The organism is Streptomyces sp. NPDC023723 (genome assembly GCF_040639815.1).
Lineage (GTDB): Bacteria > Actinomycetota > Actinomycetes > Streptomycetales > Streptomycetaceae > Streptomyces.
This window is the reverse complement of sequence record NZ_JBFAAP010000001.1, coordinates 329,697-352,503: the sequence shown is the minus strand read 5'-3', so window position 1 is coordinate 352,503 and position 22,807 is coordinate 329,697. Positions and strand designations below refer to the sequence as shown.

At 71.2% G+C, this 22,807-nt stretch carries 19 protein-coding genes, 1 tRNA gene and 2 pseudogenes; 11 read left to right on the top strand and 11 right to left on the bottom strand.

The genetic code is table 11. From position 1 onward, the window contains the following. Positions 1-155 precede the first annotated feature (155 nt). Together AB0G32_RS01720 and AB0G32_RS01715 are read right to left on the bottom strand one after the other, a co-directional pair. On the bottom strand, positions 156-842 hold the full coding sequence (locus AB0G32_RS01720) for a TetR family transcriptional regulator (RefSeq protein WP_361156648.1): 687 nt from the start codon (positions 840-842) through the stop codon (positions 156-158). Positions 843-1,289: 447 nt separating this feature from the next. Beyond that, complete coding sequence (locus AB0G32_RS01715) at positions 1,290-2,288, bottom strand: sigma-70 family RNA polymerase sigma factor (RefSeq protein WP_361156646.1); 999 nt, start codon at positions 2,286-2,288, stop codon at positions 1,290-1,292. A 205-nt stretch (positions 2,289-2,493) separates the two neighbouring features. Between AB0G32_RS01715 and AB0G32_RS01710 the strand changes: the two genes are divergently transcribed. After that, positions 2,494-3,012: an N-acetyltransferase family protein gene (locus AB0G32_RS01710; RefSeq protein WP_361156643.1), complete on the top strand. Its 519-nt coding sequence runs from the start codon at positions 2,494-2,496 to the stop codon at positions 3,010-3,012. Between the two features lie 155 nt (positions 3,013-3,167). Here the strand turns inward: AB0G32_RS01710 and AB0G32_RS01705 are convergent, their stop codons facing one another. Continuing rightward, complete coding sequence (locus tag AB0G32_RS01705; RefSeq protein WP_361156641.1) at positions 3,168-3,953, bottom strand: class III extradiol ring-cleavage dioxygenase; 786 nt, start codon at positions 3,951-3,953, stop codon at positions 3,168-3,170. 141 nt (positions 3,954-4,094) lie between these two features. Here AB0G32_RS01705 and AB0G32_RS01700 point away from each other — a divergent pair, with 141 nt between their 5' ends. Beyond that, entirely contained in the window at positions 4,095-4,613 is a 519-nt protein-coding gene (locus AB0G32_RS01700; RefSeq protein WP_361156639.1) for a MarR family transcriptional regulator, read from the top strand. A gap of 121 nt (positions 4,614-4,734) precedes the next feature. Here AB0G32_RS01700 and AB0G32_RS01695 read toward each other — a convergent pair whose 3' ends face one another. Together AB0G32_RS01695 and AB0G32_RS01690 are read right to left on the bottom strand one after the other, a co-directional pair. Beyond that, positions 4,735-6,273 (bottom strand): MFS transporter, encoded by a 1,539-nt coding sequence (locus AB0G32_RS01695; RefSeq protein WP_361156637.1) that lies wholly within the window; start codon positions 6,271-6,273, stop codon positions 4,735-4,737. 284 nt (positions 6,274-6,557) lie between these two features. Next, positions 6,558-7,217: a TetR/AcrR family transcriptional regulator gene (locus tag AB0G32_RS01690; protein WP_361156634.1), complete on the bottom strand. Its 660-nt coding sequence runs from the start codon at positions 7,215-7,217 to the stop codon at positions 6,558-6,560. Positions 7,218-7,596: 379 nt separating this feature from the next. Here AB0G32_RS01690 and AB0G32_RS01685 point away from each other — a divergent pair, with 379 nt between their 5' ends. From AB0G32_RS01685 to AB0G32_RS01675, 3 genes are all read left to right on the top strand, one after another. Beyond that, positions 7,597-8,880, top strand: coding sequence for a M6 family metalloprotease domain-containing protein (locus tag AB0G32_RS01685; protein WP_361156631.1), 1,284 nt, complete (start codon positions 7,597-7,599; stop codon positions 8,878-8,880). Between the two features lie 61 nt (positions 8,881-8,941). After that, on the top strand, positions 8,942-10,540 hold the full coding sequence (locus AB0G32_RS01680; RefSeq protein ID WP_361156628.1) for a helix-turn-helix domain-containing protein: 1,599 nt from the start codon (positions 8,942-8,944) through the stop codon (positions 10,538-10,540). Positions 10,541-10,597: 57 nt separating this feature from the next. Beyond that, positions 10,598-10,670 (top strand) — tRNA-Arg (locus AB0G32_RS01675). Between the two features lie 158 nt (positions 10,671-10,828). Here the strand turns inward: AB0G32_RS01675 and AB0G32_RS01670 are convergent. The 5 genes and pseudogenes from AB0G32_RS01670 to AB0G32_RS01650 form a co-directional block, all read right to left on the bottom strand. Next, positions 10,829-11,242: a hypothetical protein gene (locus tag AB0G32_RS01670; protein ID WP_361156625.1), complete on the bottom strand. Its 414-nt coding sequence runs from the start codon at positions 11,240-11,242 to the stop codon at positions 10,829-10,831. A 160-nt stretch (positions 11,243-11,402) separates the two neighbouring features. Further along, complete coding sequence (locus AB0G32_RS01665) at positions 11,403-11,768, bottom strand: hypothetical protein (RefSeq protein ID WP_361157146.1); 366 nt, start codon at positions 11,766-11,768, stop codon at positions 11,403-11,405. Between the two features lie 449 nt (positions 11,769-12,217). Continuing rightward, positions 12,218-12,502 carry a hypothetical protein gene (locus tag AB0G32_RS01660; protein WP_361156622.1) on the bottom strand — a complete coding sequence of 95 codons (285 nt, stop codon included), beginning with the start codon at positions 12,500-12,502 and terminating at the stop codon, positions 12,218-12,220. 221 nt (positions 12,503-12,723) lie between these two features. Then, a pseudogene (locus AB0G32_RS01655) lies at positions 12,724-13,134 on the bottom strand (lantibiotic dehydratase); the annotation flags it as partial. A 961-nt stretch (positions 13,135-14,095) separates the two neighbouring features. Beyond that, positions 14,096-14,410, bottom strand: coding sequence for a hypothetical protein (locus tag AB0G32_RS01650; RefSeq protein ID WP_361156619.1), 315 nt, complete (start codon positions 14,408-14,410; stop codon positions 14,096-14,098). 427 nt (positions 14,411-14,837) lie between these two features. Here AB0G32_RS01650 and AB0G32_RS01645 point away from each other — a divergent pair, with 427 nt between their 5' ends. The 5 genes from AB0G32_RS01645 to AB0G32_RS01625 all read left to right on the top strand — a co-directional run bounded on the left by AB0G32_RS01645 (position 14,838) and on the right by AB0G32_RS01625 (position 21,007). Then, positions 14,838-15,707, top strand: coding sequence for a class II glutamine amidotransferase (locus tag AB0G32_RS01645; protein ID WP_361157144.1), 870 nt, complete (start codon positions 14,838-14,840; stop codon positions 15,705-15,707). Then, a complete protein-coding gene (locus AB0G32_RS01640) occupies positions 15,704-18,397 on the top strand; it encodes a LuxR C-terminal-related transcriptional regulator (RefSeq protein WP_361156616.1) in 2,694 nt (897 codons plus the stop codon). The genes AB0G32_RS01645 and AB0G32_RS01640 overlap by 4 nt, the downstream gene beginning before the upstream one ends. A gap of 98 nt (positions 18,398-18,495) precedes the next feature. Continuing rightward, a complete protein-coding gene (locus AB0G32_RS01635; RefSeq protein WP_361156613.1) occupies positions 18,496-20,085 on the top strand; it encodes an MFS transporter in 1,590 nt (529 codons plus the stop codon). Between the two features lie 65 nt (positions 20,086-20,150). Then, positions 20,151-20,684, top strand: coding sequence for a hypothetical protein (locus AB0G32_RS01630; RefSeq protein WP_361156610.1), 534 nt, complete (start codon positions 20,151-20,153; stop codon positions 20,682-20,684). 125 nt (positions 20,685-20,809) lie between these two features. Beyond that, positions 20,810-21,007 (top strand): hypothetical protein, encoded by a 198-nt coding sequence (locus AB0G32_RS01625; protein WP_361156607.1) that lies wholly within the window; start codon positions 20,810-20,812, stop codon positions 21,005-21,007. 47 nt (positions 21,008-21,054) lie between these two features. Here the strand turns inward: AB0G32_RS01625 and AB0G32_RS01620 are convergent, their stop codons facing one another. Further along, complete coding sequence (locus AB0G32_RS01620) at positions 21,055-22,464, bottom strand: DUF2252 domain-containing protein (RefSeq protein WP_361156604.1); 1,410 nt, start codon at positions 22,462-22,464, stop codon at positions 21,055-21,057. Positions 22,465-22,571: 107 nt separating this feature from the next. Here AB0G32_RS01620 and AB0G32_RS01615 point away from each other — a divergent pair. Then, positions 22,572-22,688: pseudogene (locus AB0G32_RS01615) on the top strand (two pore domain potassium channel family protein); the annotation flags it as partial. Positions 22,689-22,807 lie beyond the last annotated feature (119 nt).

Here is a 22,807-nt window from a genome sequence, read left to right as displayed (position 1 = left end):
CCCCTGGCGGCCGCCCCTCCCGCCCAGCGAGACACTCGCGCCGACCCTCCCCGCCCAGCAAGGCGCCCGCACCGGCCATCCCCACCCAGCAAGGCGCCCGCACCGACCCTCCCCGTCCCGTCCAGCAAGGCACGGCACGGCACTCACGCCACCCCTCAGCCTGTCTCCTCCGCGAGCGTCCCCCAGGGAAAGTCCCCCAGCGCCGCCAGATTGCGCAGGGCCGGTTCGAGAGGGCTGCGGCCGGCGTTTCCCGGCTGGTCGTCGGCGGCCCACTGCTCCACGGCCACCCGGACCGCCGCGCCCGCCACCGCGGCGGCGAAGCTCAGCCGGGGCGAGGCCGCCAGGCGCGCGGCAACGTTGTCGTCACCCTGCGCGACCCGGGTCGCCAGCACCTCGGCGAGGGGCCGTTCCGCCAGGTGGCACACCTCCGCCCACACCTTGCGCAGCGCCGGACTGCTCTCGGCCAGCCGGATCAGCGCGCGCGTCCACTCCCAGGTGGCGGCCGACACCTCGCCGCCGGGGGCCAGGGTGAGCCGGGTCGCGTGTTCGAGGGCCTGCCGCGGGGACAGCTCGGCGGGGGCGTCCCGGATCGCCTCCGCCCAGAGCCGGGCGCCGGCCGCGTAGAGGGGCGCGACGGCCTCCTCCTTGGTCGCGAAGTAGCGGTAGAAGGTGCGCGGGGCGACCCCGGCGGCCTGGGCGATGTCCTCGGCCCGGGTGGCCCGCAGCCCCTGCCGTACGAAGAGCCGGGCGGCGGCCTGGGCGATCTCCAACCGGGTCTCGGCCTTGCGCCGCTCGGTCAGCGACCGGGCGGCGGAGCCGGACGCCCCACCAGAGCCGGACACAGAGGCGGAAACGGACGCTGGAACGGACGCGGCGGGCCGGCTGGGCTCAGGGGTCGTGCTGCTCACTTCGGCAATGTATGCCCCTGTGGCACAATCTGCCATCTGGCGGGCCACCCCGGGGTTCAGGTTCGGGGTGCCCCGCCCTCCCGGTGTGTCCGGACAGCGAAGAGCCGGACCCGACGCCCGGGGGGAGAGCGCCGAGCCCGGCTGGGGACGTCCCGGCGCCGGGGGGAGTGCGGCGGGACGTGGTCTCGGTAAGCGGCCCGTTGGAGCGACCGACGGACCTGGGTCGTCGGTCTGGACCAATGAGCCCGAACTGCTCGTACTGATGGACTCGAACTGGTGGGCCCTGAATGCTTGTTCCCAGGACCCTGCCGTTTGAAGCAGCGTTACACAGTCATCTTCGCCGCCTTCACGCGGCCCCGCACCACCGGGCGTACGCCGGGTTTACGCGGCCGCTTCGAAGCCGGTGTCACGGGCCAGCTTCTTCAGCTCCAGCAGCGCGTGCTTCTCGATCTGCCGGATCCGCTCCCGCGTCAGCCCGTGCTCCTTGCCGACCTCGGTCAGCGTACGCTCCCGGCCGTCCTCGATGCCGTACCGCATCTTGATGATGGAGGCCGTGCGCGGGTCGAGGCGGCCGATCAGGTCGTCCAGTTCCTCGCTGCGCAGCAGGGTCATCACGGACTGCTCGGGCGACACGGCGGAGGAGTCCTCCAGCAGGTCGCCGAACTGGGTCTCGCCCTCGTCGTCCACCGGCATGTTCAGCGAGACCGGGTCGCGGGCCCAGTCGAGCACGTCGGTGACGCGCTCGGGGGTGGAGCCCAGCTCCTTGGCGATCTCGGCGTGCTCCGGCTCGCGGCCGTGCTCGCGGTTGAACTCGCGCTGCACCCGGCGGATCCGGCCCAGCTCCTCCACCAGGTGGACGGGGAGCCGGATGGTGCGGGACTGGTCGGCGATCGAGCGGGTGATGGCCTGGCGGATCCACCACGTGGCATACGTGGAGAACTTGAAGCCCTTGCGGTAGTCGAACTTCTCGACCGCGCGGACCAGGCCGGCGTTGCCCTCCTGGATCAGGTCGAGGAGCGGCAGGCCGCTGCGCGGGTAGCGGCGGGCGACGGCGACGACCAGGCGGAGGTTGGACCGGATGAAGACGTCCTTCGCCCGCTCGCTCTCGTCGACCAGGGCCTGGAGCTCCTCACGACTGGCATCCGCCTCGGTGTCCTCATACCCTTCGAGGACCTGTCGCGCGAACACACCCGCTTCGATGGTCTGGGACAGCTCGACCTCCTTGGCGGCGTCGAGCAGCGGTGTACGCGCGATCTCGTCGAGGTACATGCCGACCAGATCGCGGTCGGCGAGCTCGCCACCGCCTGCGCGGACGCTGGTTGCCGCGTCGCTCGTCTCGCCGTTGGCGGACTTACGACGGGCGACGGCACGGGTTGCCATGCGTGCTCCCTTTGCGATGGTGGGGTCAGCGGGTGGTTCTGTGGACTAGGGGCGCCCTCCCCGGCCGGCTCGGTCATGGTTCCGGACTCTGCTCGGGTGCCCTGCATCCGATGGAAACAACGACTGGAATCCGGACAGAATTCCCACCCCGTCCCCCGATTTTTCTGATCATGCAGTACCCTGTGCCGCCACACGAGGAGGCGGAATGCAGCCGGAAGGCGCGGATGTCCAGGTCAGGCCGGGAGTCGAGGGGGACCTCAAGGCCCTCACCGAGCTCTACAACCACTATGTGAGTGAGACGGCCATCACCTTCGACACCCGGATTTTCACTCCCGAGGAGCGCCGCCCGTGGCTGCTCTCCCACCCTGAAGACGGACCGCACCGCCTGATGGTTGCCACCGGCGACGGTTCACAGCGGATTCTGGGGTACGCCACCTCCAGCGCCTTCCGCCCCAAGCCGGCGTACGCGACCTCGGTGGAGACCACGGTGTACGTGGCGCCGGGGGCCGGCCGCCGGGGCATCGGCACCCTGCTCTACCGAGCCCTCTTCGCGGCCCTGGCCGACGAGGACGTGCACCGCGCCTACGCGGGTGTCGCGCAGCCCAACGAGGCGTCGGCCCGGCTGCACGAGCGGTTCGGCTTCCGGCCCGTCGGCACGTACCGGGAGGTGGGCCGCAAGTTCGGGCGGTACTGGGACGTGGCCTGGTACGAGAAGCAGCTGTAGCCGGTCCGCGAAGCCGGCGCGGCCGGTAGCCGGGCCGGGCCGTTCAGCCGGTGCGGCACAGCCCCGCAGCCGGCCCCGGTCTCACTCCGGCCCCTGCCCCTGCCGTCCCCGTCCCCAGCCCCCAGCCCCAGCCCCGACCCCTCCCCCTGCCCCGGTCAGCCGAACTGCACCGACCGCTTCGCCAGCCCCAGCCAGAACCCGTCGATCACCGACCGCTGGCTGCCCAGCTCGCCGGCCGCGTCCGCCGCGCCCAGCGTGACGAACAGCGGGGCGAAGTGCTCGGTGCGCGGGTGGGCGAGCCGGCCCGCCGGGGACTTGTGCCCGAAGTCGAGCAGCGCGTCCACGTCCCCGGCGTCCAGCGCGCGCCTCCCCCAGTCGTCGAACTCGGCGGACCAGGCGGGGGTGGAGTCCTGCCGCAGGGCGGCCAGGTTGTGGGTGAAGAAGCCGGAGCCGACGATCAGCACGCCCTCGTCGCGCAGCGGCGCCAGCCGGCGCCCGATCTCCATCAGCCGGACCGGGTCGAGGGTCGGCATGGAGACCTGGAGGACGGGCAGGTCGGCGTCCGGGTACATCTCGACCAGCGGGACGTACGCGCCGTGGTCCAGACCCCGGTCCGGGACGTCCTGGACCGGGGTGCCGGGGGCGCGCAGCAGCTTGCGGACGGACGCGGCGAGCGCGGGGGCGCCCGGAGCCTCGTACCGCACCTGGTAGTAGTGCTCGGGGAAGCCCCAGAAGTCGTAGACCAGGGGGACGGTCTCGACCGCGCCGAGGGCGAGCGGGGCCTCCTCCCAGTGGGCGGAGACGACGAGGATCGCGGTGGGGCGCGGCAGGGCGGCGGACCAGGCGGCCAGTTCGCCGGGCCAGAGGGGGTCGTCGGCGAGCGGCGGGGCGCCGTGGCTGAGGTAGAGGGCGGGCATGCGCTCCGGGGCGGCGGCGGTCATGACGGCGGCTCCTCGTCTGCTGAAGCGAAGGGAGCGGTCGAGCTCAAAACTCTCCAGCAACTTGAACTATCAAGCTCTTCGGGAAAGAAGGCTATGACTTACTTGTTTAAGATTCAAGGAGGGGCCTCTTACAGTGGAACCATGAACACGGCACCCACCCCCGCACCGGCCGCCGCCGAGCCGCGCTGGCTCTCCCCCGGCGAGCAGCTCGTCTGGCGTTCTTACATCGAGGCGGCGACCCTCCTGGAGGACCATCTCGACCGCCAGCTCCAGCGGGACGCGGGGATGCCGCACATGTACTACGGGCTGCTGGTCAAGCTGGGTGAGTCGCCCCGGCGGCGGCTGCGGATGACGGAGCTGGCCCGGCACGCCAAGATCACCCGGTCCCGGCTCTCGCACGCGGTCGCCCGCCTGGAGAAGAACGGCTGGGTGCGCCGGGAGGACTGCCCGTCCGACAAGCGGGGCCAGTTCGCGGTGCTCACCGACGAGGGGTACGCGGTGCTGGCCCGGACCGCGCCGGGACATGTGGCCGCCGTCCGGCAGGCCGTGTTCGACCGGCTCACCCCACAACAGCAGGAGTCCCTCGGCGAGATCATGCGGATCGTCGCCGAGGGACTCCAGCCCGCCACAGCGGGCGCGGACCTGCCCTGGCTGCGCTGACCGCGAGGCGGTGGCAGCCGGGACAGGTCCGCCGGGACCGTACGTACGAGGCGTCCCCTCCCCGTACGTACGGGTGGTGCCGGGTGGTGCCCGAAGGGGTACTGCGGTTACGGCTGCCGCCTCAGTGGGCGATGACCGGCACCAGCAGCTCGTCCTCCGCGCCCTCGCCCGTACCGGAGCCGGCCACCTGGCCGGAGCCCGGACGGCCCGCGTTGACCAGGGTCAGGGCGATGACGCCCGCCGCGACCAGGATGCCGACGGCGAACCAGATGGCGCTGGTGTAGCCGTCCACCTGTGCCTGGAGCTGGACCAGCTGCTGCTGGGACCGGCTGGTGGCACCGCCGATGTGGTCGGTGAGGTAGGACGCGGTGGCCGAGGCGGCGATCGTGTTCAGCAGCGCCGTACCGATGGCGCCGCCCACCTGCTGGGAGGTGTTGACCATCGCGGAGGCGACACCGGCGTCCTGCGGCCGCACGCCCTGGGTGGCCATCGACATGGCCGGCATGAACGCCGTACCCATGCCGAGACCGAGCAGCAGCATGCCGGGCAGCAGCACGGCGGCGTAGGACGTGTCGATCTCCAGCTGGGTCAGCAGCAGCATGCCGACCGCGCCGACCAGGAAGCCGGGGCCCATCAGGAAGCGGGGCGCGACCCGGGTCATCAGCCGGGTGCCGATCTGGGTGGAGCCCGTGATCATGCCCGCGACCATCGGCAGGAAGGCGAAGCCGGTCTTGACCGGCGAGTAGCCCTTGACGATCTGGAGGTAGTAGGTGAGGAAGAGGAACAGGCCGAACATGCCGATGATGGCGAGGCCCAGCGAGAGGTAGATGCCGCCGCGGGTGCGGTCGGCGACCACGCGCAGCGGCAGCAGCGGGGCCCGCACCCGGGACTCGACCAGGGCGAAGGTGAGCAGCAGCACGGCGGACGCGACGAACATGCCGATCGTGGTGGGGTCGCTCCAGCCCTCGGACTCGGCGCGGGTGAAGCCGTAGACCAGCGCGACCAGGCCCAGGGTGGACAGGATGACACCGGGGATGTCGAGCGTGGAGCGGTTGCGGCTGCCCTCGGGCTCGTGGACGACGAACCAGGCACCGGCCGCGGCGACCGCGGCGAACGGGATGTTGACGAAGAACGTCCAGCGCCAGTCCAGGTACTCGGTGAGGAAACCACCGAGGATCAGACCGACGGCCGCGCCGCCACCGGCGATGGCACCGTAGATGCCGAACGCCTTGGCGCGCTCCTTGGCGTCCGTGAAGGTCACGGCGAGCAGGGAGAGCGCGGCGGGCGCGAGCAGGGCGCCGAAGGCACCCTGGAGGGCGCGGGCGCCGAACATCATCGCCTCGTTGGTGGCGGCACCGCCGAGCGCGGAGGCCAGCGCGAAGCCGATCAGGCCGACGACGAAGGTGCGCTTGCGGCCCCACAGGTCGGCTATCCGGCCGCCGAACAGCAGCAGGCCGCCGAAGGCGAGCGCGTAGGCCGTGACGACCCACTGGCGGTTGCCGTCGGAGATGCCGAGGTCCTGCTGGGCGGAGGGCAGGGCGATGTTCACGATGGTCGAGTCGAGGACGACCATCAGCTGGGCGAGCGCGATGAAGACGAGCGCTTTCCAGCGGCCGGCGTCGGGGACGCCGGGAGCTGCCTTGACGGCTGCTGCGGACATGGGAGTACCCACTTCGGGACGTTGTGACGTTCTGGCTGGCGTAACGGAAAAGGTGTGAGGCAGGCGGGCAGGACGGGATGACCGCACAGGACAGGACAGGGCAGGACAGGGCAGGACCGGACAGGACCGGACCGGACCGGATGACGGCCCGTCCACGCCGACGGTCGCCTGGTGTTCTCGAGATGCTGCGGAAATCCGCGGGGAAAGCTGTGGGGGGATCGCGGAAGCTGTACGGACTCGCGTACGTACGATCGGCACGTACTGGTTACTGGCTGGTTACTGGGCTAGCTGAGCTGGTCGCAGGGCCGGCGCAGATCCTCCACGGTGATGGCCGTACCCGGCAGGGCGGAGCGGGCCGGAGCCCGCAACCCGTCCAGGAACAGCTGGAGATGACGGTGGGTGAAGCGGTCGCCGCCCATGCACCGGGTACCGGCCGGCGGCCGGCTGAGCTGGGTCACGGCGACCAGCAGGTCGCCGACGCCCACGTCGTCGCGGAGCAGACCGGCCGTCCTTGCCCGGTCCATCAGCCGGCCGACCAGTCCCTCGACCCGTTCGCGAGCCGCTTCCAGGTCGGGGTGGTGCTGGTCGAACGTGGCGGAGACCATCGGGCACAGAGCGCCGATCCGCTCGTCGGCGACGACGTGCACGAAGCGCTCCAGCGCCGCGAAGGGGTCCCCGCCCCGGGCGAGTCCCACCTCGGCCGCCCCGGCCATGCGGTCCATGACCGAGCAGACGACCTCGCGGACGAGGGCGTCACGGTCGGGGAAGTTGCGGTACACCGTGGCGTTGCCGACACCGGCCCGGCGGGCGACCTCGTCGAGCGGCACATCGGGGCCGTGCTCGACGAACATCTCCTGGGCGGCGGTGAGTATCCGCTCCCGGTTGCGCAGGGCATCGGCGCGCGGCCGGGTCACCTTGCGCTGCACGGGGGTCGCGGTCTGCACGGCGTACTCCTCGGTGGTAGCTGTGAACGAACAACTGCGAACGAATGCCTGTGAACGAATGCCTGTGAACGAACTGTACGAACCGGGGAACGACTCCCCGTTTCGCTCGGACACAGGTCTAAACGGGGAAACGATCCCCGGTTATTTCCCCGCTTCCAACCTTCTGCGGTGACCTGCGTCACACCACCCGCGCGGCCGGTGCGACGCACGCGGGCCAAACCACCTCTACTGCCCTCCCCCGCCCGCCTCCCGACCCCCTACCGGCCGGAAACCCACGATCGGTCTCCTCCAACGCGCGCCCCCGCCGCCCCCGGCACAGGGTGAGCCCAAGGGTGCAGCCGGAGACCGGCGGCTGCCGGGCCGTCCCCGGGAGGACTGGATGCAGCCGCAGCAGCGCCGTCGGATACGCCCCCGCCGCGTGGCCGCCCTCCTGTCCGTGACCGGACTGACCCTGGCGGTCAGCACCTCGGCCGGCACCGGCCACCTGCCGCCCGGCGCCGCCGCGGCGGGCGCCTCCCCCGCCTCCCTCTCCCGCTCCTCCGCGCACGGCCCCTGCATGATCACCGGCGGTGCCGAGATCCAGATGTCCGAGGGCGTCCCCACCTCGCAGGGCTACTCCCGCTCCACCGGCACCGTCCGCGCCCTCAACCTGATGGTCGACTTCTCCGACGCCCCCGGCGAGGGCAGGGCCCTGGACCGCTACGCCGAGTTCTTCCCGCAGACCCAGGACTGGTTCCGCACCAGTTCCTACGGCCGCCTCGACTACCGCCCCGAAGCCCCGGTCCGCGACTGGCTGCGCATGCCCAGACCCTTCGCCGAGTACGGCATAGAGCGCGGCGCCCCCTTCGACCCCGCCTACCGCGACCTGGTCGAGGACATCGTGGCAACGGCCGACCCGGAGGTCGACTTCCGCGCCTACGACCTGCTGAACATCCTGGTCACCCCGAACGCGGGCCCCTCCGCCCTGGACACCGTGCTGTCCGTCACCTTCGCCGGCAACCACGAGGCCCCCGTCGCCGACGGCGTCCCGGTCGCCAACGCGTCCTTCGTCTACTCCCGCCAGGACGACGGCTCCGGCAGCTACGGCAAGACCGGCTACCGGGTGCTGCCGCACGAGAACGGCCATGTCTTCGGCCTGCCCGACCTGTACACCCAGGAGGGCGGCGGCGCGGCCGGCCACTGGGACATCATGAGCGAGGACTGGGGCGCCAACAACGACCTGGTCGGCTGGCACAAGTGGAAGCTGGGCTGGCTGGACGCCGACCAGGTGCACTGCGCGGCGGTGCCGGGCAGCAAGGAGTACACGCTCACCCCGCTGGCCCGCGCGGGCGGCGACAAACTGGTCTTCGTCCCGCTGGACGCCCGCTCGGGCTACGCCGTCGAACTGCGCACCCGCGCGGGCAACGACGAGGCGGTGTGCCGCCCCGGCGTCCTGATCTACAAGGTCGACGCGGACGTCGACACCGGCATGGGCCCGGTCAAGGTGTACGACTCCCGCCGGGACAGCGGCGGCTGCACCCGCAGCCCCAACGTGCACGCCGAACTCTCCGACGCGGCCTTCGCCCCCGGCGAGACGTTCAAGGACCCGCACCACAAGGTGACGATCACGGTGGCGGGCGCGGACCTGAAGGGCGACCACCGGGTACGGATCACCCGGGGCTGACCCCCGCGGCACGGCTTCGGCTTACGGTAGGGCCTGCCTCGACCGCCGTACCGGAGATCCGATGCCCGCCAGCACCACGAACGACACGCACGGCCCGTCTGCCGCCGAACCGGCCGGACCGGCGGAGGCGGTCACGCCGCTGCTGCGCGGGATCACGGTCCTGCGGCGGCTGACCGAGGCGGACGGCACGCTCAGCCCCAGCGCCCTGGAACGGAGCACCGGCCTCGCCCGGGCCACGGTCGACCGCGTCACCGCCACCCTCGCCCACATGGGCTACGTCCGCCTGACCGGCCGCGACGTGACACTGGCCCCCCGCGCGGCCGAGCTGGGCAACGCCTACCTGGCCGCGCTGCGGCTGCCCGCCCTGCTCTCCTGGCGGGCCGACGCCCTCGCCGACGAACTGGACGAGTCGGTCTCCCTCGCGGTCGCCGACCGCGACGCCGTCCGCTTCATCCACCAGGCCACCCGCCGCCGGGCGATGTCCCTCAGCTTCCGCATCGGCGACCTGCTGCCGGCCGAACGCACCGCGCCGGGCCCGCTGTTCGCGACGCAATGGGCGGACCCCGACTGGTGCCACTGGCGCGCCCGCCGCGCCGCGGACCCGCACGACACCGCCTTCCCGGCCGTCCCGCCCAACGACCACCCCACCCCCGACGAGGACTTCACCCGCCGTACCGCCCGCGCGGCGGGCGACGGCTGGGCGCTGGACGACCAGTTGATCGAACCGGGCCTGGTCGCGGTGTCGGCACCGGTACGGGACCCGGGGACCGGCCGGACGGTCTGCGTGGCCAGCGTGGTCAGCCACACCAGCAGACACACCGCCACGGCCCTGCGCGACGACCTCCTGCCGGCCCTCCTCTCAACAGTGGCGGCGATGGAGTCCGACCTGCGCGCCGCCCCGCCCCCGGAACCCGGCCCGGCCCGCGCCGGCCTGGCCGGCTGGACCGGCGCGTCCAAGCACGAACTGGGCCGCAGCTTCGTGGAGTCCCTGGCCCGCGGCCTGACCGTGCTGACAGCCTTCGGCGAGGGCCGCTCCGCGCTGACCCTCACGGAGGTGGCGAAGGCGACCGGCCTGTCCCGGGCCACGGCCCGCCGCGCCCTGATCACCCACCAGCACGCCGGCCTGATCACCCCCGCCGCCCCGACGGACCGCACCTTCACCCTCACCCCCCGGGTCCTCTCCCTCGGCTTCCCGCCCCTGTCCCGCCTCTCCCTCCCCCAGATCGCCCAGCCCCATCTGGAGGCGCTCGCCGCCCACGTCCACGAGTCGACGGCGATGGCCGTGCTGTCCGACTCCGGCGCGGAGATCCAGTACACCGCCCGCGCCGCCGCCGGCCGCGTCCTGAGCGCCCGCGTCACGGTCGGCGCCCGCCTCCCGGCCCGCACGACCGCCCTCGGCCGGGTCCTGCTGGCCGGCCCGGCGGCCCCGGACCACGTCCTCACCGACGGCGAACCGGAAGCGGGCCTGCGCTCCCTCGCCGTCCCGGTCCGCGACCGCGCCGGCCACCCGGTCGCCGCGATCGACGTGACCACCCACGCGGCCCGCCGCACCCCCGAGTCCTGCACCGCGGAACTCCTGCCCGCCCTGCGCGAAACGGCGACCGCGATCGAGTCCGACCTCCGCACAGCAGGCCGCTTCCGAACCGTCCCACCGACCTGACCACCCCGACGCCGGCACACCACCCGCTACACTGTCGACGGTGGCCGGGCCACCCACGCCTTCGTAGCTCAGGGGATAGAGCACCGCTCTCCTAAAGCGGGTGTCGCAGGTTCGAATCCTGCCGGGGGCACACACAGAAGGGCCAGCTCAGAAGGGGTTTCCTCCCGGGCTGGCCCTCAGCCGTTTCAGGCACCGCGCCACCCGCGTGCCACTACGTCGGCTTCCCCGCCCTGGACGGACCACCTGCACATGGGCGAGACGCCACGTAACAGGTCGTCCCCCGCGGGCTCACGTCAAGCGCCGGATGCTCTGCAGAAGCCCGCCGGACCCGTCATCAAGCAGCCAGAACGACCAACCATTGCGGTTCGGGTTCACGTCCGGCTTGTAGTGCGCCACTACCGCCCGGGCTGCCCCGGTCGGCGTCTTGAAACTTTGCCCGGCGAGCGGCCCCGAAGTGATGTCAATCCGCTTCGTGTCCAGGTCATAGCTGCCGCGAGTCCGATGACCTTCGTAGTCGGCATACACGTCGACCTTGCGTTCCTTCTCCGCGCCGTCCTTGCTCGCGGCGGCTGGCACAGAGGGCGGCACGCTTGCGGTTCGCACGAGCCGAGCGACAACCTCGCCGGCAGTGCTACCGCCCATTCGTGCCGCGAACTCGATCGAACGATAGGTCTGTTCATCAACCTCAATAGTTGGGCTCATGCCCTCCCCCTTGCTAGTCGGTGTCGACCACGGAAGAGTAACGCAAACGGAGGGAGTAGAGCAAGCAAAGAAAGTTTTCAGCGAAAAGCGCGAAGCCAGCGAAAGGCCCTGTAGAAGCAGAAGGGCCAGCTCACAGGAGGTTTCCGCACGAGCCAACCCTCTACAGTCCAGGCGTCACGGCTACGTAGTCGCCGTTACCGCTGTCCGGTTCCTTCTCCCGCCGATCCGGCGGTCGCTCCCCCATCGCCTCGAATGAGGGCACCGAGCCGATCCGCGATGGCTGCCGGCCGCTGAAGACGCTTCCCCACGGACGGACCACCAGGCTGGGCAGGGAGACGGGCGCACCGACGGTCAGACCGTCCGTGACTCCGCCCTCCGAGACGATGACCTGGATCAGCGACGTCTCACCCTCGTCGATGCAGACGACGCCGACCGCCATCAGGGCCTCACCGCTCACGGCATCCTTGGCGATCTCCCCGGCCTTCCGGTCGCACACCTTCGACCTACACCAACTCCTGCTCACCAGACGCCCGGAGCAGTACGCAGCTCCACCCTGGCGCATCCCAGACGCCACCTGAGTTACAACCTTCTGCACAGGCTCATGGCCCGCGCACAGCGCGGGCGCGCGCCGGCAGGAGCGCGGGAAGTCACCCGCGAGTCAAAGGCAAGCGTCCGGCGGGGGCGCCCAGACTCCGAGATGGAGAAGGCGCCGTTCGCGAGTGCCGGCCCTCTGGGGCGAGCGATGGGATCCGGGAAGCAAGCATGCCGAGACTAATCAAGCGATATCCCACGGCTTCAGCACTTGCGTCAAATCTCTGGCCAACCTCACGATCAGTCGATCCCGATTGATGTCATCTCGAGCGCAAGAGACCACTTGAGACCGGAGCATTCGACCAAGTAAGTAATGGGTGACACCTCGCGGGGGTGTCACCCATAGGTCATTCGTCGCTCCGCTCGGGGCAAACTGAGGAAGCTCTAGAAAGTTTCCCCTACCCTGTAATTCAATGTGTAGTGCCCGTCGTCGTCGGTGCCAATGAAGTCCGCGTGCTGGTCTCCGCCCACCGGCTCGTCGGCGGATAGGTCAACCCAGCCGAGCGAGTCGGAACCCCAGGGGCCCTCGTCATCCCGCAGGCTGAACCGTCCGGGGAGGTCGAATGCGGCACTGTTAACGCCATACGTGCCAGTCGCCGACGTCCCGACGGTGCCGTCGGCGGAAGGCCAAAACCTTAGGCCGTTGTAGTGCAAGAAGATTTCGTCCATGTCGTCGTCGTCCGTTTGGTGGCACGTAATACTCGTCGCCCTGACAGCCCTGCCCATGAATCTCGCCTCCGACTTTCGCCCCCGTAACGTCATCCCTATTCCATAGGACCACGACCCCTTCATGCGCGCAACTGTCGAGCGGGCTCATCGCAATCAAATTCAACAATTCCTTTATCAACAATAATCTGTTTCAATCCTGAGCATGGAGTGGAACACGGCTGGAGCGCGCGGTGGCCGGTCTCGTCGAAGTCGAGGAAGCGGCGCCGGTCGTCCTCTGCGAGGTAGACGCGGCGCGGCAGCCTCCGCCGGGCACGCCAGTCGCTGAGCGCGGCGTCCCACTCGGTCCGCGGGCGGGCATGGCCGGGCAGTTCGGACGCTTCCAGCTTCCAGCGTGCCGGTGCCAGTACTGTCCGCCCGTACCGCAGACGTGGAAGGAACGGCATCGCCGCGGCGGCGCCCCAGTCGAAGACGGTGACCTGCGCGCACTGGGCGCGGGACAGTTCGGTGAGGAACCGCTCCAGCGGCGGGGTGTGGGGCTGGAGATTCAGCGCGTGCATCCCGATGGCCTCGACACGGTGTCGACGCTCGGGGGCGGCGAGGTATATGCGGCGGCCGTCGCACCCCACAGCCAAGCAACTGCGGATCGATTTCGAATCTGGTGAAGCGGGCCAGGGGGTGTCCCGGCCGGGAGACCAGGCTCACTTCGTGCAGTTACCCCTCGGAGAGGATCGGCCGCGGATAAGCCATAACGGTCTCCCCGTCGGTGTGAGAGCAGCTTTGGCATCCGCAGGCGTTGCACGTTCCCTCGCCAACGCGCTGCACGGTGACGGGGTAACGGGTGTCAAGTGAGAGGGAGCAGACATCCCTGTAGGTGTTGTCCGAGTACTCGATGTCGCACCCGAACAGTCCGCCTACCAGAGCTGCAACGTGATGGGCGTGGTTGTGGGCGAGTCCGCGGAGGCCGGTGTCTTCGAGGAAGTTGTAAGCATCGACCGCGCTCGCGAGTGCGTTGCGTGCCTCTGTCTCCAAGTCATGTCAGGGGCCAGCGTGGCGCAGTGCGCCGGGCGGCAGCGGAAGACGGTTCGCCATCAGCGTGTACTGCCAGTGGTGCCATCCGCCACAGCGAAGGCTGAGCGAGCTCGTCAACAGCGGGGATGGGCGGGTGCGCTCGCGCATGTCATCCTGCAGCCGGCGCCGGGCATGCGTCCACACGCGGAGATGGAAGTCTCGTTGCGCCTCCGTCGTGTGAAGTCCGCGGCGGTGGACGGCGTCGGACGTTGTCTGCCACGACGGCAGGTACTGGAGAGGCAGTCCCCAGGTGAGAGAGATGCTGCGGCAGCACTGCCCGTGCAGGCGCATGGACTCCCCCAGTGCCTCCAGGCCGTCCTGGTGCATCATGGCCTCACGCACGAGGCCGCGGCTGGAGGAAGGGCACGCTGGTTCGGATGACTACGCCGGAGAACCTCATGCGGTCAGCAACGGTCATCAAGATTGTTTGAACGTCGAGTTGCCGGGCGTCTCGCCAGGCATCGAAGCCACAGGTCACCGGCCCGACACCCCAGCCTCTCTCCTAGAAGTGGTTGTCCGACCCTGTCACTGAGTCCACACCCGCTGGAACTCCTCGGTCGGGATGGTCTCCAGCGGATCCCCTTCAGGGTCGATCGCTTGGTCCGTCAGGCCGCCGTGCTCGTCCTCCAAGTGCTCCCAGCTGTACCGGTTGAGCTGGCCGGCCGGAGTCAGCTCGGCTTGCTTGATGACGATCAGCTCGCCACGGTCGGGTACGGCCTCGATGTACCACAGACCGCCCTCCTCGTCAGCGTGGCGGAAGTGGTGCCGCAGGGTGGCTTTCTCATCGAGCGCTCGGAAGTACGCCACGGTCTCTGCTTCGATGCTCTCCAGGTCAACCACGGGACCATCGTGTCAGCGAACGCGCGTGGGTTGCTTCGTTCTGACCTTCACGAGTGACATCGGCGGCGCTGGAAACCAGCACTCCTCGGCGGTCCGGCACGGCCAGTGTGGCCGGGTGGTTCCCCGGCAGTGCCGAGGAGTGATCGAACTTCCTGACTTTGCCGTCAATGCGACCCTGTGCACAGTGCCGCCGTCCTCGGCCGCTGCGGCTTCGCTGAGGACCGACCGGGCAGCCGAGCCTCCCGGCGTCGGCCTGCCCAGGGGCGGGCCCAGGGGGTTCCCTGTCCGCATGCCCCGCCGGCTGCCGGACGCGATACTGGTAGCAGCCGCGGGACGGCTTCCTGGCGCCTGCCGTGCGCCGGAGCTGCGGAGTTCCCGCGGCGGCCACCGCGGTGGCGCCTTCGCCGCCGCCGGAAGGGGCGTCGCGATGTGCCGCTGGATCGCCTACTCGGGTACACCCGTCCTTCTCAGCCAGGTTCTGTTCCAGCCGGAGCACTCCCTGATCGACCAGAGTCTGCACTCCCGCATGGGTGTGGAGACGACCAATGGTGACGGCTTCGGTGTCGGTTGGTACCCGAAGGACACGGCGACAGCCGAGCCGGCAATCCTGCGGGATGTCGGCCCGGCCTGGAACGACCGCAATCTGCGGGAGGTCGCCCACCACACGCGCTCGGGGCTGTTCTTCGGGCACATCAGGGCATCGACGGGAACGGCGGTGCAGCAGAGCAACTGCCACCCCTTCCGGAGCGGTCGGTGGCTGTGGATGCACAACGGGATGATCAGCGAGTTCCGCCGGATCCGGCGTGATCTCGCGCTGTCCGTCGACCCGGTCCTGTACCCCGACATCGAGGGCTTCACCGACTCCGAGGTCATGTTCTTCCTCGCCCTGACCTTCGGTCTGGCCGACGATCCGCCCGGTGCGGTGGCGCGCATGGCCGGTCTTGTCGAGACGGCCGCGAAGACGCACGGCATCCCGCACCCGCTGCAGATGACCGTGGCGGTGACCGACGGCGAACGCGTGTGGGCCTTCCGTTACTCCAGTGCAGGCCGCTCGCGATCGTTGTACGTCAGCACCAAGGTCGACGCCCTGCGCGCGCTCCACCCCGACGTGTCGTTCCTGCGCGAGCTGTCCGACGAGACCCGCCTCGTCGTGTCGGAACCCCTCGGGGACCTGCCCGGCGCGTGGAACGAGGTGCCCGAGGCCAGTTACGGCGTAGTCCAGCCGGGCGGGAGCGTGCTCCACCGCTTCAGGCCCGAGTACGCCGAGGGGACGGAGTCGCCGGGGGGAGGAGCATGAGCACGACCGACGGCAGAGTCAGGGCACCGGCCGATGCGGGCACCGACCCGCTGGGCGATCCGTACCTGCGCACACGGTTCGCTCTTCCCGCTCGGCCTGCCACCTTCTTGCGGCGGCAGCGGCTCGTCGTTCATTTGAACCAGGCCCTGCGCACACCGCTGACGCTGGTCAACGGTTCGGCCGGCGCCGGCAAGACACTTCTGACGGCCGACTGGGCCGCGGGGCTGCGGTCCCCGGTCGCCTGGCTGACCGTCGAGGCCGGAGATCACCGGCCAGGAGTCTTCTGGGCCTACGTCTTCGAGTCCCTGCGCGTGTACGGGGTGAGGGCGGCCGACGCCGCCGGGGCGCCCGCGGACCCGAGCGGTGTGGGACGCGGGCTGCTGACGTCGCTCGCCGCCGAACTGAACGCCCTCGACCGTCCCGTGGTCCTCGTGCTCGACGAGTACGACCGGATGACCAACCCCGAGGTCGCGGCACAGCTGGAGTTCGTCCTGCGCCACTCCGGCCCGGGCCTGCGCCTCGTCCTCGTCACCCGCACCGAGCCGCTGCTCCCGCTGCACCGCTACCGGGCCGCCGATGAACTGACCGAGATACGCGGCGCCGAACTGTCCTTCACCCCGCAGGAGGCCGACGCGCTGCTGCGACTGCACGGACTGCGTCTGCCCGCGCACGCCGCTTCCGCTCTGGTGGAACGCACCCGGGGCTGGGCCGCCGGACTGCGGCTGTCCGCCTTGGCCGCCGGGGAGAGCACCGACCCCGAGCGGTATCTGAAGGAGTTCGAGACGGACCACAGCATGGTCGCGGACTTCCTGCTGTCCGAGGTCCTGAAGGGGAGGCCGGAGGAGACGCAGGATCTGCTGCTGCGGGTCAGTGTGCTGGACCGTTTCTGCCCGGACCTGGCCGACGCCCTCACCCTGCGCAGCGACGCCGAACGCCTCCTCGCCGGGCTGCACCGGGAGAACGCGTTCATCGAGCGGCTGGGACATTCCTGGTACCGGCTGCACCCGCTCTTCCGGGAAATACTCCGGGCTCACCTGCGCGAACGCCTGCCCGGTACGGAAGCGGAGCTGCACCTGCGAGCCGCGCGATGGCTGCGCCGCTGCGGCTTCCTGCCGGAGACGCTCGCCCATGGCGCCGCGGGCGGCGACTTCGATCTGGCCGCCGGCGCGCTCGTCGAGGACCTCGCGATCGGGCAGCTCTTCGCGGGCCTGCGCTCGGACTCTCTGGCCCAGCTGTTCGCCGGCATGGGGCCCGAGGCGGCGAGTCCGGCGAGCGACCTCGTGCGGGCGGCGGACGCACTGGCCCGACGCGACCTCGATCACGGTCTGGGCCGGCTGCGACGGGCCCAGGAACAGCTTTCCGGAACCGAGGACTCCCCTGGCCTGGTGACGGCTGGCCTGGTGGCGGCCAGGTTGAGCTGCACGCTGCTGGAGGCGCTCGCCGGCCGGCTCACCGGATGCCCCGCGCGGGCCGAGCAGGCCGCCGCGACGGCCGAGGAACTGCGCCGGGACCTGCCCCACGCCCTGCTGGACGAGCATCCGGAACTGACCGCCCTGCTGCTGACACACGTGGGTTCGGCCCGTCTGTGGGAAGGGCGCTTCGACGACGCACGTGCCGCGTTGACCCGGGTGGCCGGCGCCCCGGGCGGTCCCGCCACCGTCCTGCCCCGAGTGGAGTCGATGGGGCACCTGGCCCTGCTCGACTACCTGAGCGGCTGGCTCGGCCGGGCGGAACGCAGGGCTCTGGCCGCCGTGTCCGAGGCGGAGCGGGCGGGCCTGCCCCGGCCCCCCGGCGCGGGCCTCGGCCGGCTGGTCCTGGCCGCGGTGGCCGTGGACCGACAGGAACTGGGCCGGGCCCGGGCCCTGCTCGACGAGACGGCCGGGCTCCCGGCGCGGGAACACGATCCGGTGCCGACGGCGGGGCGGGCCCTGGCCGCCGCACGCCTGCTCCTCGACACCGGTGAAGCACACGCCGCCGCCGAGGCCGCGGAGCCGGCCCTGGCCGCCGCGGTGGCGTCCCCTTGGGCGGAGAGTCACGCGGCGGTCGTCCGCTCCGCCGCCGGCCTCGCAGCCGGCCGGCCGGACGAAGCCGTGCGACTTCTCCACGGCGTCTGCGCCGACCAACCGGTGTGCGCTGTGGAAGCGGCGGGGATCCAGGTCGCCGCGGGGCAGCCCCGTGCGGCGGCCGAACTGCTCGGCGCCGTTCGCGCCAGGGGACGCACCGGCCCCGCGGTGAGCGTGGGGGCGGCGCTGGTGCGGGCCCGGCTGGCGCAGGAGTCGGGCGACACGGTCACCGCCCGCAGGCTGGTCGCACGTGCGCTTCTCGGCGCCCGGCGCGAGCGTCTGCGGCGCCCCTTCCTCCAGGCAGGCGACTGGATCGAGCCGCTGCTGGCCACAGCGCCACTGCACGAACTCGCCGAGGGCTGGCTGCTGCCCGGCAGAACACGAGCGCACGGCGAACCAGTGCGGTCCGGGCCCGACCCCGCGCTCCTGGTGCCGGTGGAGCTGAGCGCACGCGAACTTGATGTGCTGCGGCGGCTGGCCCGCATGATGTCCGCGCAGGAGATCGCCGCCGACCTGTACGTGTCGGTCAACACGGTGAAGACCCACCTCAAGAGCGCCTACCGGAAGCTGGCGGTGAACCGGCGCGGCGACGCGGTACGCCGGGCGCGCGAGCTCGGCCTCCTGTGACCTCCCCCGAGAGGGGTGAGGCACGCGGGGCCGGCGCCGGGGTGCGATGGGAGGAACGTGCCGCAGCGCACCGGTCCGACTCGGCGAGGTGAGACGACGTGAAGCACTGGCGGGCCCTGGCAGTGCTCGGCACGGCCCAGTTCCTGATGGTGCTGGACACCTCCGTGATGAACGTGTCGATCAGCCAGCTGGTCGAGGACTTCGACACGGAGGTCACCGCCATCCAGGCCGTCATCACCCTGTACGCGCTGGTCATGGCAGCGTTCATGCTCATCGGCGGCCGGCTCGGGGACATCCTGGGCCGGCGCCGCATGTTCCTGACGGGACTGGCCGTGTACGGGGTCGGTTCGGCCGTGACCGCCGTGGCGCCCACCCTGTGGGTCCTCACGCTGGGCTGGTCCGTCGTCGAAGGGCTCGGCGCCGCCATGGTGTTGCCGGCCATGGCGGCGCTGGTCGCGGAGTCCTACCGGGGACGGGACCGGGCCGTCGCCTACGCGGTCATCGGCGGGCTCGCCGGCGCCGGGATCGCGGTCGGCCCGCTGCTGGGCGGCTGGATGACGAGCTACCTCACCTGGCGGCTGGTCTTCGCCGGTGAGGTAGTCGTCGTCGTGGCCGTGCTGCTGTGCCGACGGGTGATCGCGACGCCCGCCCCGGCCGCGCGGCGCCCCCGGCTGGACGGGGTCGGCGCGGCGCTCTCCGCCGCCGGGCTGGGGCTGGGCGTGCTCGGGGTGCTGCAGAGCAGCAGTTGGGGCTGGGTCGAGCCCCGCAACCCTCCCTTCACCGTGCTGGGCTTCTCCCCCACCCTCTTCGTCGTCGGTGCCGGGATGGCCGTGCTGGCCCTGTTCAGGAGCTGGGAACGGCGGCGGGCGGTCCGGGGCGCCGATCCTCTGGTGCACCTTTCGCTGCTGGGCAGACCCGCTCTGCGGGCCGGTCTGACGACCCTGCTCAGCCAGAACCTCATCCTCCTCGGTCTGTTCTTCGCCATCCCGCTCTACCTGCAGGTGGTGCAGGGCTTCGACGCCTTCCAGACGGGGCTGCGCCTGCTGCCCGTGTCGGCCACCATGCTGGTGACCTCCCTGTGCGGGTCCGCGCTGGGGCGCAGGGCGGGACCGCGCCGGGTGGTGCGGCTGGCCCTGGTGGTTCTGGCGGCCGCCGTGGTGTGGCTGCTGGCCACGATCGACCCGGTCATCGACGACGCGCAGTTCGCCGGGGCGATGGCCGTGCTGGGCGTGGGCGTCGGTCTGCTCGCCTCGCAGCTCGGCAACGTCGTGCAGTCCGGTGTCGGCGAGGACGAACGCAGCGAGGCCGGAGGGATGCAGTTCACGGCCCAGAACCTGGGCTCGGCGCTGGGCACCGCGCTCATCGGCTCGATCCTGGTCGGCGCGCTGGCAGGCGCCTTCACCACCCAGGTCGCGGACGACCCACGGCTGTCCCCGGCCGCCCGTGAGCAGGTCGGGGTCCGGCTGGAGGCCGGTGTCACCTTCGTCCCGACCGAGCAGGTGCGTTCCGCGGCCGAGGAGGCCGGGCTGCCGCCGTCCGAGGTCGACGCCGTGGCGGACTCGTACGCCTCCGCCCAGTTGGACGGGCTGAAGGCGGCGATCCTGGCCACCGGCGGCGTCGCGCTCGCGAGTTTCCTGGTCACCGCGCGTCTGCCGACCGCCCGGGCGGAGCGCCCGGCCGATCCCTGACCCGTTGCCGGGACCCGGACATCGGGACAGACCGGGCCGACGGGCTGAGCGCGGAGGAGACACAGGTGACCGCAGGCGAGACCGGGACAGGAGGCTCTGCCGACCGGCGGGAGCGGCGGGCCGCACACCGGGCCCGCACGGACTACACCGGCGGAGTGTACGGTTCCATGCTCGCGGCGTCCGTGGTGATCGGCGCCGGCACCCTGGGATCGTTTCCCCGCGCCGAACTGGTTCTGCTGTTGTTGCTCACCAGCCTGGTGTTCTGGATCGCCCACGTGCACGCCGAGCTGTTCGGCGCGCGTCTCGCGCGGCGCGCTCCGGACCGGCGGGTGATCCTGCGGGTGTGCCGCGAGGAGTGGCCGATCGTCAAGGCCGCGGTGCCCCCGGCCGCGGCGATCGCCGTCAGCCCCGTGCTGGGGCTGGACGTCCAGGGCGCCCTGTGGCTGGCGCTGTCCGTCGCCGTCGCCGGGCAGGTGGGCTGGTCCGTGGCCGCGGCACACCGCGCAGGCGCCTCACGACGGCTGATGGCCACCACCGCGACGGTCAACGTGCTGCTCGGTCTGGTGATCGTCGTCCTCAAGATCGCGGTGACCCACTGAAAGACAGCGCGGTGACCCACTGAAGGACACGGACAGGGGTCGGAGTCACCTGTACCGGGTGAGGTCGCCGGAGGACGACGAGACGCACGATCGGCACAGAGCACCGTCCGGTGGAAGGACCGCTCTTGCGCTACGAGATCCGTGTCGAGGGACATCTGTCGGAGACGCTGGCCAACGCGTTCCCGGAGCTGGAGCACGTCGTCATGGCCGGCCAGACCGTTCTGTTCGGCGCGGTGATCGACGAGGCCCATCTGTACGGACTGCTCACCCGCTGCCAGTCACTGGGCCTGCGCGTCATGGAGATGCGGCAGCTCCCCGAATGACGCCGGCGGACGGTACGCGCCGGCCCGCTCGATGCCGCGGGGCGGCGTCACATCCGGGCGGCCGTGATCCGGCCGGAGCGGCAGGCCGCCCACAGGGCTTCGTGGTCGCGTTCGTTCTGATCGGCGTAGGCCAGGGCGAACTCGGTGAGCGCGCGGTCGAAGCGGTCGCTGCCGCCCAGGTAGGCGGCGAGCGCGATGGGGTCGCCGGATCGGGCGTGGGCCCTCGCCAGGCAGGCTCCGCACAGCCGGGCGAAGAGGGAGAGCAGGCGGGGGCTCATGGTCTCCGGCCGCGCGATGCCCTTCCAGTCCCACATCTGGCGTACGTAGAAGTCCCGGTCCTGCCCGTCGAGGCCGGTGGCGCGCGTCCAGCCGAGGAAGATGTCGCTGGTGGTCTGGATCAGGCGTTGGCCGGTCACGACCCGGCGGCCCTGGTTGTCGTGTCGTTCGCCGCCCGTGTGGGGGGCCAGCACCGACTCCGTGGCTTCCTTGGCCTGGAGCAGCAGGGGGTCGTCGTCGTCCCTGCCGAGCAGGAGCAGTACCCAGCAGCGGGTGCCGACGCTGCCGACGCCGACCACCTTGCGGGCCATGTCCACCAGCCGGTAGTGGCGCAGCAGGTGCCTGCGCTCAGGGGGCAGGGTTTGTGCGTAGCCGTTCACGACGGACCGCAGTTCCTCCTCCTGGCCCGCCTCGGACGGCTCGGTGAGCAGATCGCCCAGCGGGGTGATCAGCGGCGGGTCGGGGGTGATGCGCCGGCCCTCGGCGGTGACGCGGGTGAGCTTCGCGAACGCCCTCACGTGTGTGCGTGTGCGTGCTTTCGCGGCCGCGTCCCGGAGACGGCGCTCCGCTTCACCCGTCGCCTTCGCCGCCAGTAGTTGCCGTACGTGATCCGCGTCGTCCTGGGCGTACCAGATGTCCAGGACCGGCATGCCGGCGAACTCCCGCATGCGTTCCCGGTAGGCGCCCACACAAGCCCGTACGGTGCGGTTCTGCTCCTTGGGCGAGAAGCCGTTCGCCCGGGCCGCGATCACGAAGCCGGCCGCCAGCCGTTTGACGTCCCACTCGAAGGGGCCGGGCAGCGTCTCGTCGAAGTCGTTGATGTCGAAGACCAGCCGGCGCTCCGGTGAGGCCAGGAGCCGGAAGTTCAGCGGGTGCGCGTCCCCGCACAACTGCACCTGGAGCCCGCTGCTGGGCAAGGCTGCCAGGTCCCCCGCCATGATCGCTGCCGCCCCGCGGTAGAACCGGAACGGCGACTCCAGCATGCGGCCGTAGCGGATCGGCACCAGTGCCGGTACGCGCTCATCCGACTGGCGCTCCAGCAGGTCGACCGGGTCGCCCCGCCGTTGCCCCGTCTCGTACCAGCCGTGGCACGAACGCGAGGCTCGTTCCCGGGCCTTCCTGCCGTACGCGGCCCGCTCGGCCGGCGGCAGGGAGACGGTGAGGGCACTGGGTGCAGTCATGGTCCGGCCTCCGGTTCTTCCACGGGCCCACCGACGAGCGTGGCCAGGGTGAGGTGCGGCGCGTCCGTCCTGCCCAGCGGCTCGCTGAACGAGCCGGGTGCGGAGCGCTCCAGGTGTGCGGCCTGCTCGCGGTCCTCCTGGTGTGCTGCTGGGAAGTGCGGGCCATCACACGTTCCCCTCATCCGCGTCTGGGAGCCGTCGAGGGCCGCGCCGCGACTCCGGTCCGCTCATGTCACGTCCGCTCCGTCTCGTCCGGACGCCCGGTAGTCAGCTGTTCCCGGCTCCCACCCCACCGCCCCGCCGGCAGACCGGGATCACCCCTGACGGGTGACCCCGGTGCCGG

Excerpts from the sequence above, each read along its gene's own strand:
- AB0G32_RS01715 (WP_361156646.1), bottom strand. The coding sequence starts at position 2,288 with ATGGCAACCCGTGCCGTCGCCCGTCGTAAGTCCGCCAACGGCGAGACG.
- AB0G32_RS01710 (WP_361156643.1), top strand. The coding sequence starts at position 2,494 with ATGCAGCCGGAAGGCGCGGATGTCCAGGTCAGGCCGGGAGTCGAGGGG.
- AB0G32_RS01705 (WP_361156641.1), bottom strand. The coding sequence starts at position 3,953 with ATGACCGCCGCCGCCCCGGAGCGCATGCCCGCCCTCTACCTCAGCCAC.
- AB0G32_RS01700 (WP_361156639.1), top strand. The coding sequence starts at position 4,095 with ATGAACACGGCACCCACCCCCGCACCGGCCGCCGCCGAGCCGCGCTGG.
- AB0G32_RS01695 (WP_361156637.1), bottom strand. The coding sequence starts at position 6,273 with ATGTCCGCAGCAGCCGTCAAGGCAGCTCCCGGCGTCCCCGACGCCGGC.
- AB0G32_RS01685 (WP_361156631.1), top strand. The coding sequence starts at position 7,597 with ATGCAGCCGCAGCAGCGCCGTCGGATACGCCCCCGCCGCGTGGCCGCC.
- AB0G32_RS01680 (WP_361156628.1), top strand. The coding sequence starts at position 8,942 with ATGCCCGCCAGCACCACGAACGACACGCACGGCCCGTCTGCCGCCGAA.
- AB0G32_RS01670 (WP_361156625.1), bottom strand. The coding sequence starts at position 11,242 with ATGAGCCCAACTATTGAGGTTGATGAACAGACCTATCGTTCGATCGAG.
- AB0G32_RS01660 (WP_361156622.1), bottom strand. The coding sequence starts at position 12,502 with ATGGACGAAATCTTCTTGCACTACAACGGCCTAAGGTTTTGGCCTTCC.
- AB0G32_RS01645 (WP_361157144.1), top strand. The coding sequence starts at position 14,838 with ATGTGCCGCTGGATCGCCTACTCGGGTACACCCGTCCTTCTCAGCCAG.
- AB0G32_RS01640 (WP_361156616.1), top strand. The coding sequence starts at position 15,704 with ATGAGCACGACCGACGGCAGAGTCAGGGCACCGGCCGATGCGGGCACC.
- AB0G32_RS01620 (WP_361156604.1), bottom strand. The coding sequence starts at position 22,464 with ATGACTGCACCCAGTGCCCTCACCGTCTCCCTGCCGCCGGCCGAGCGG.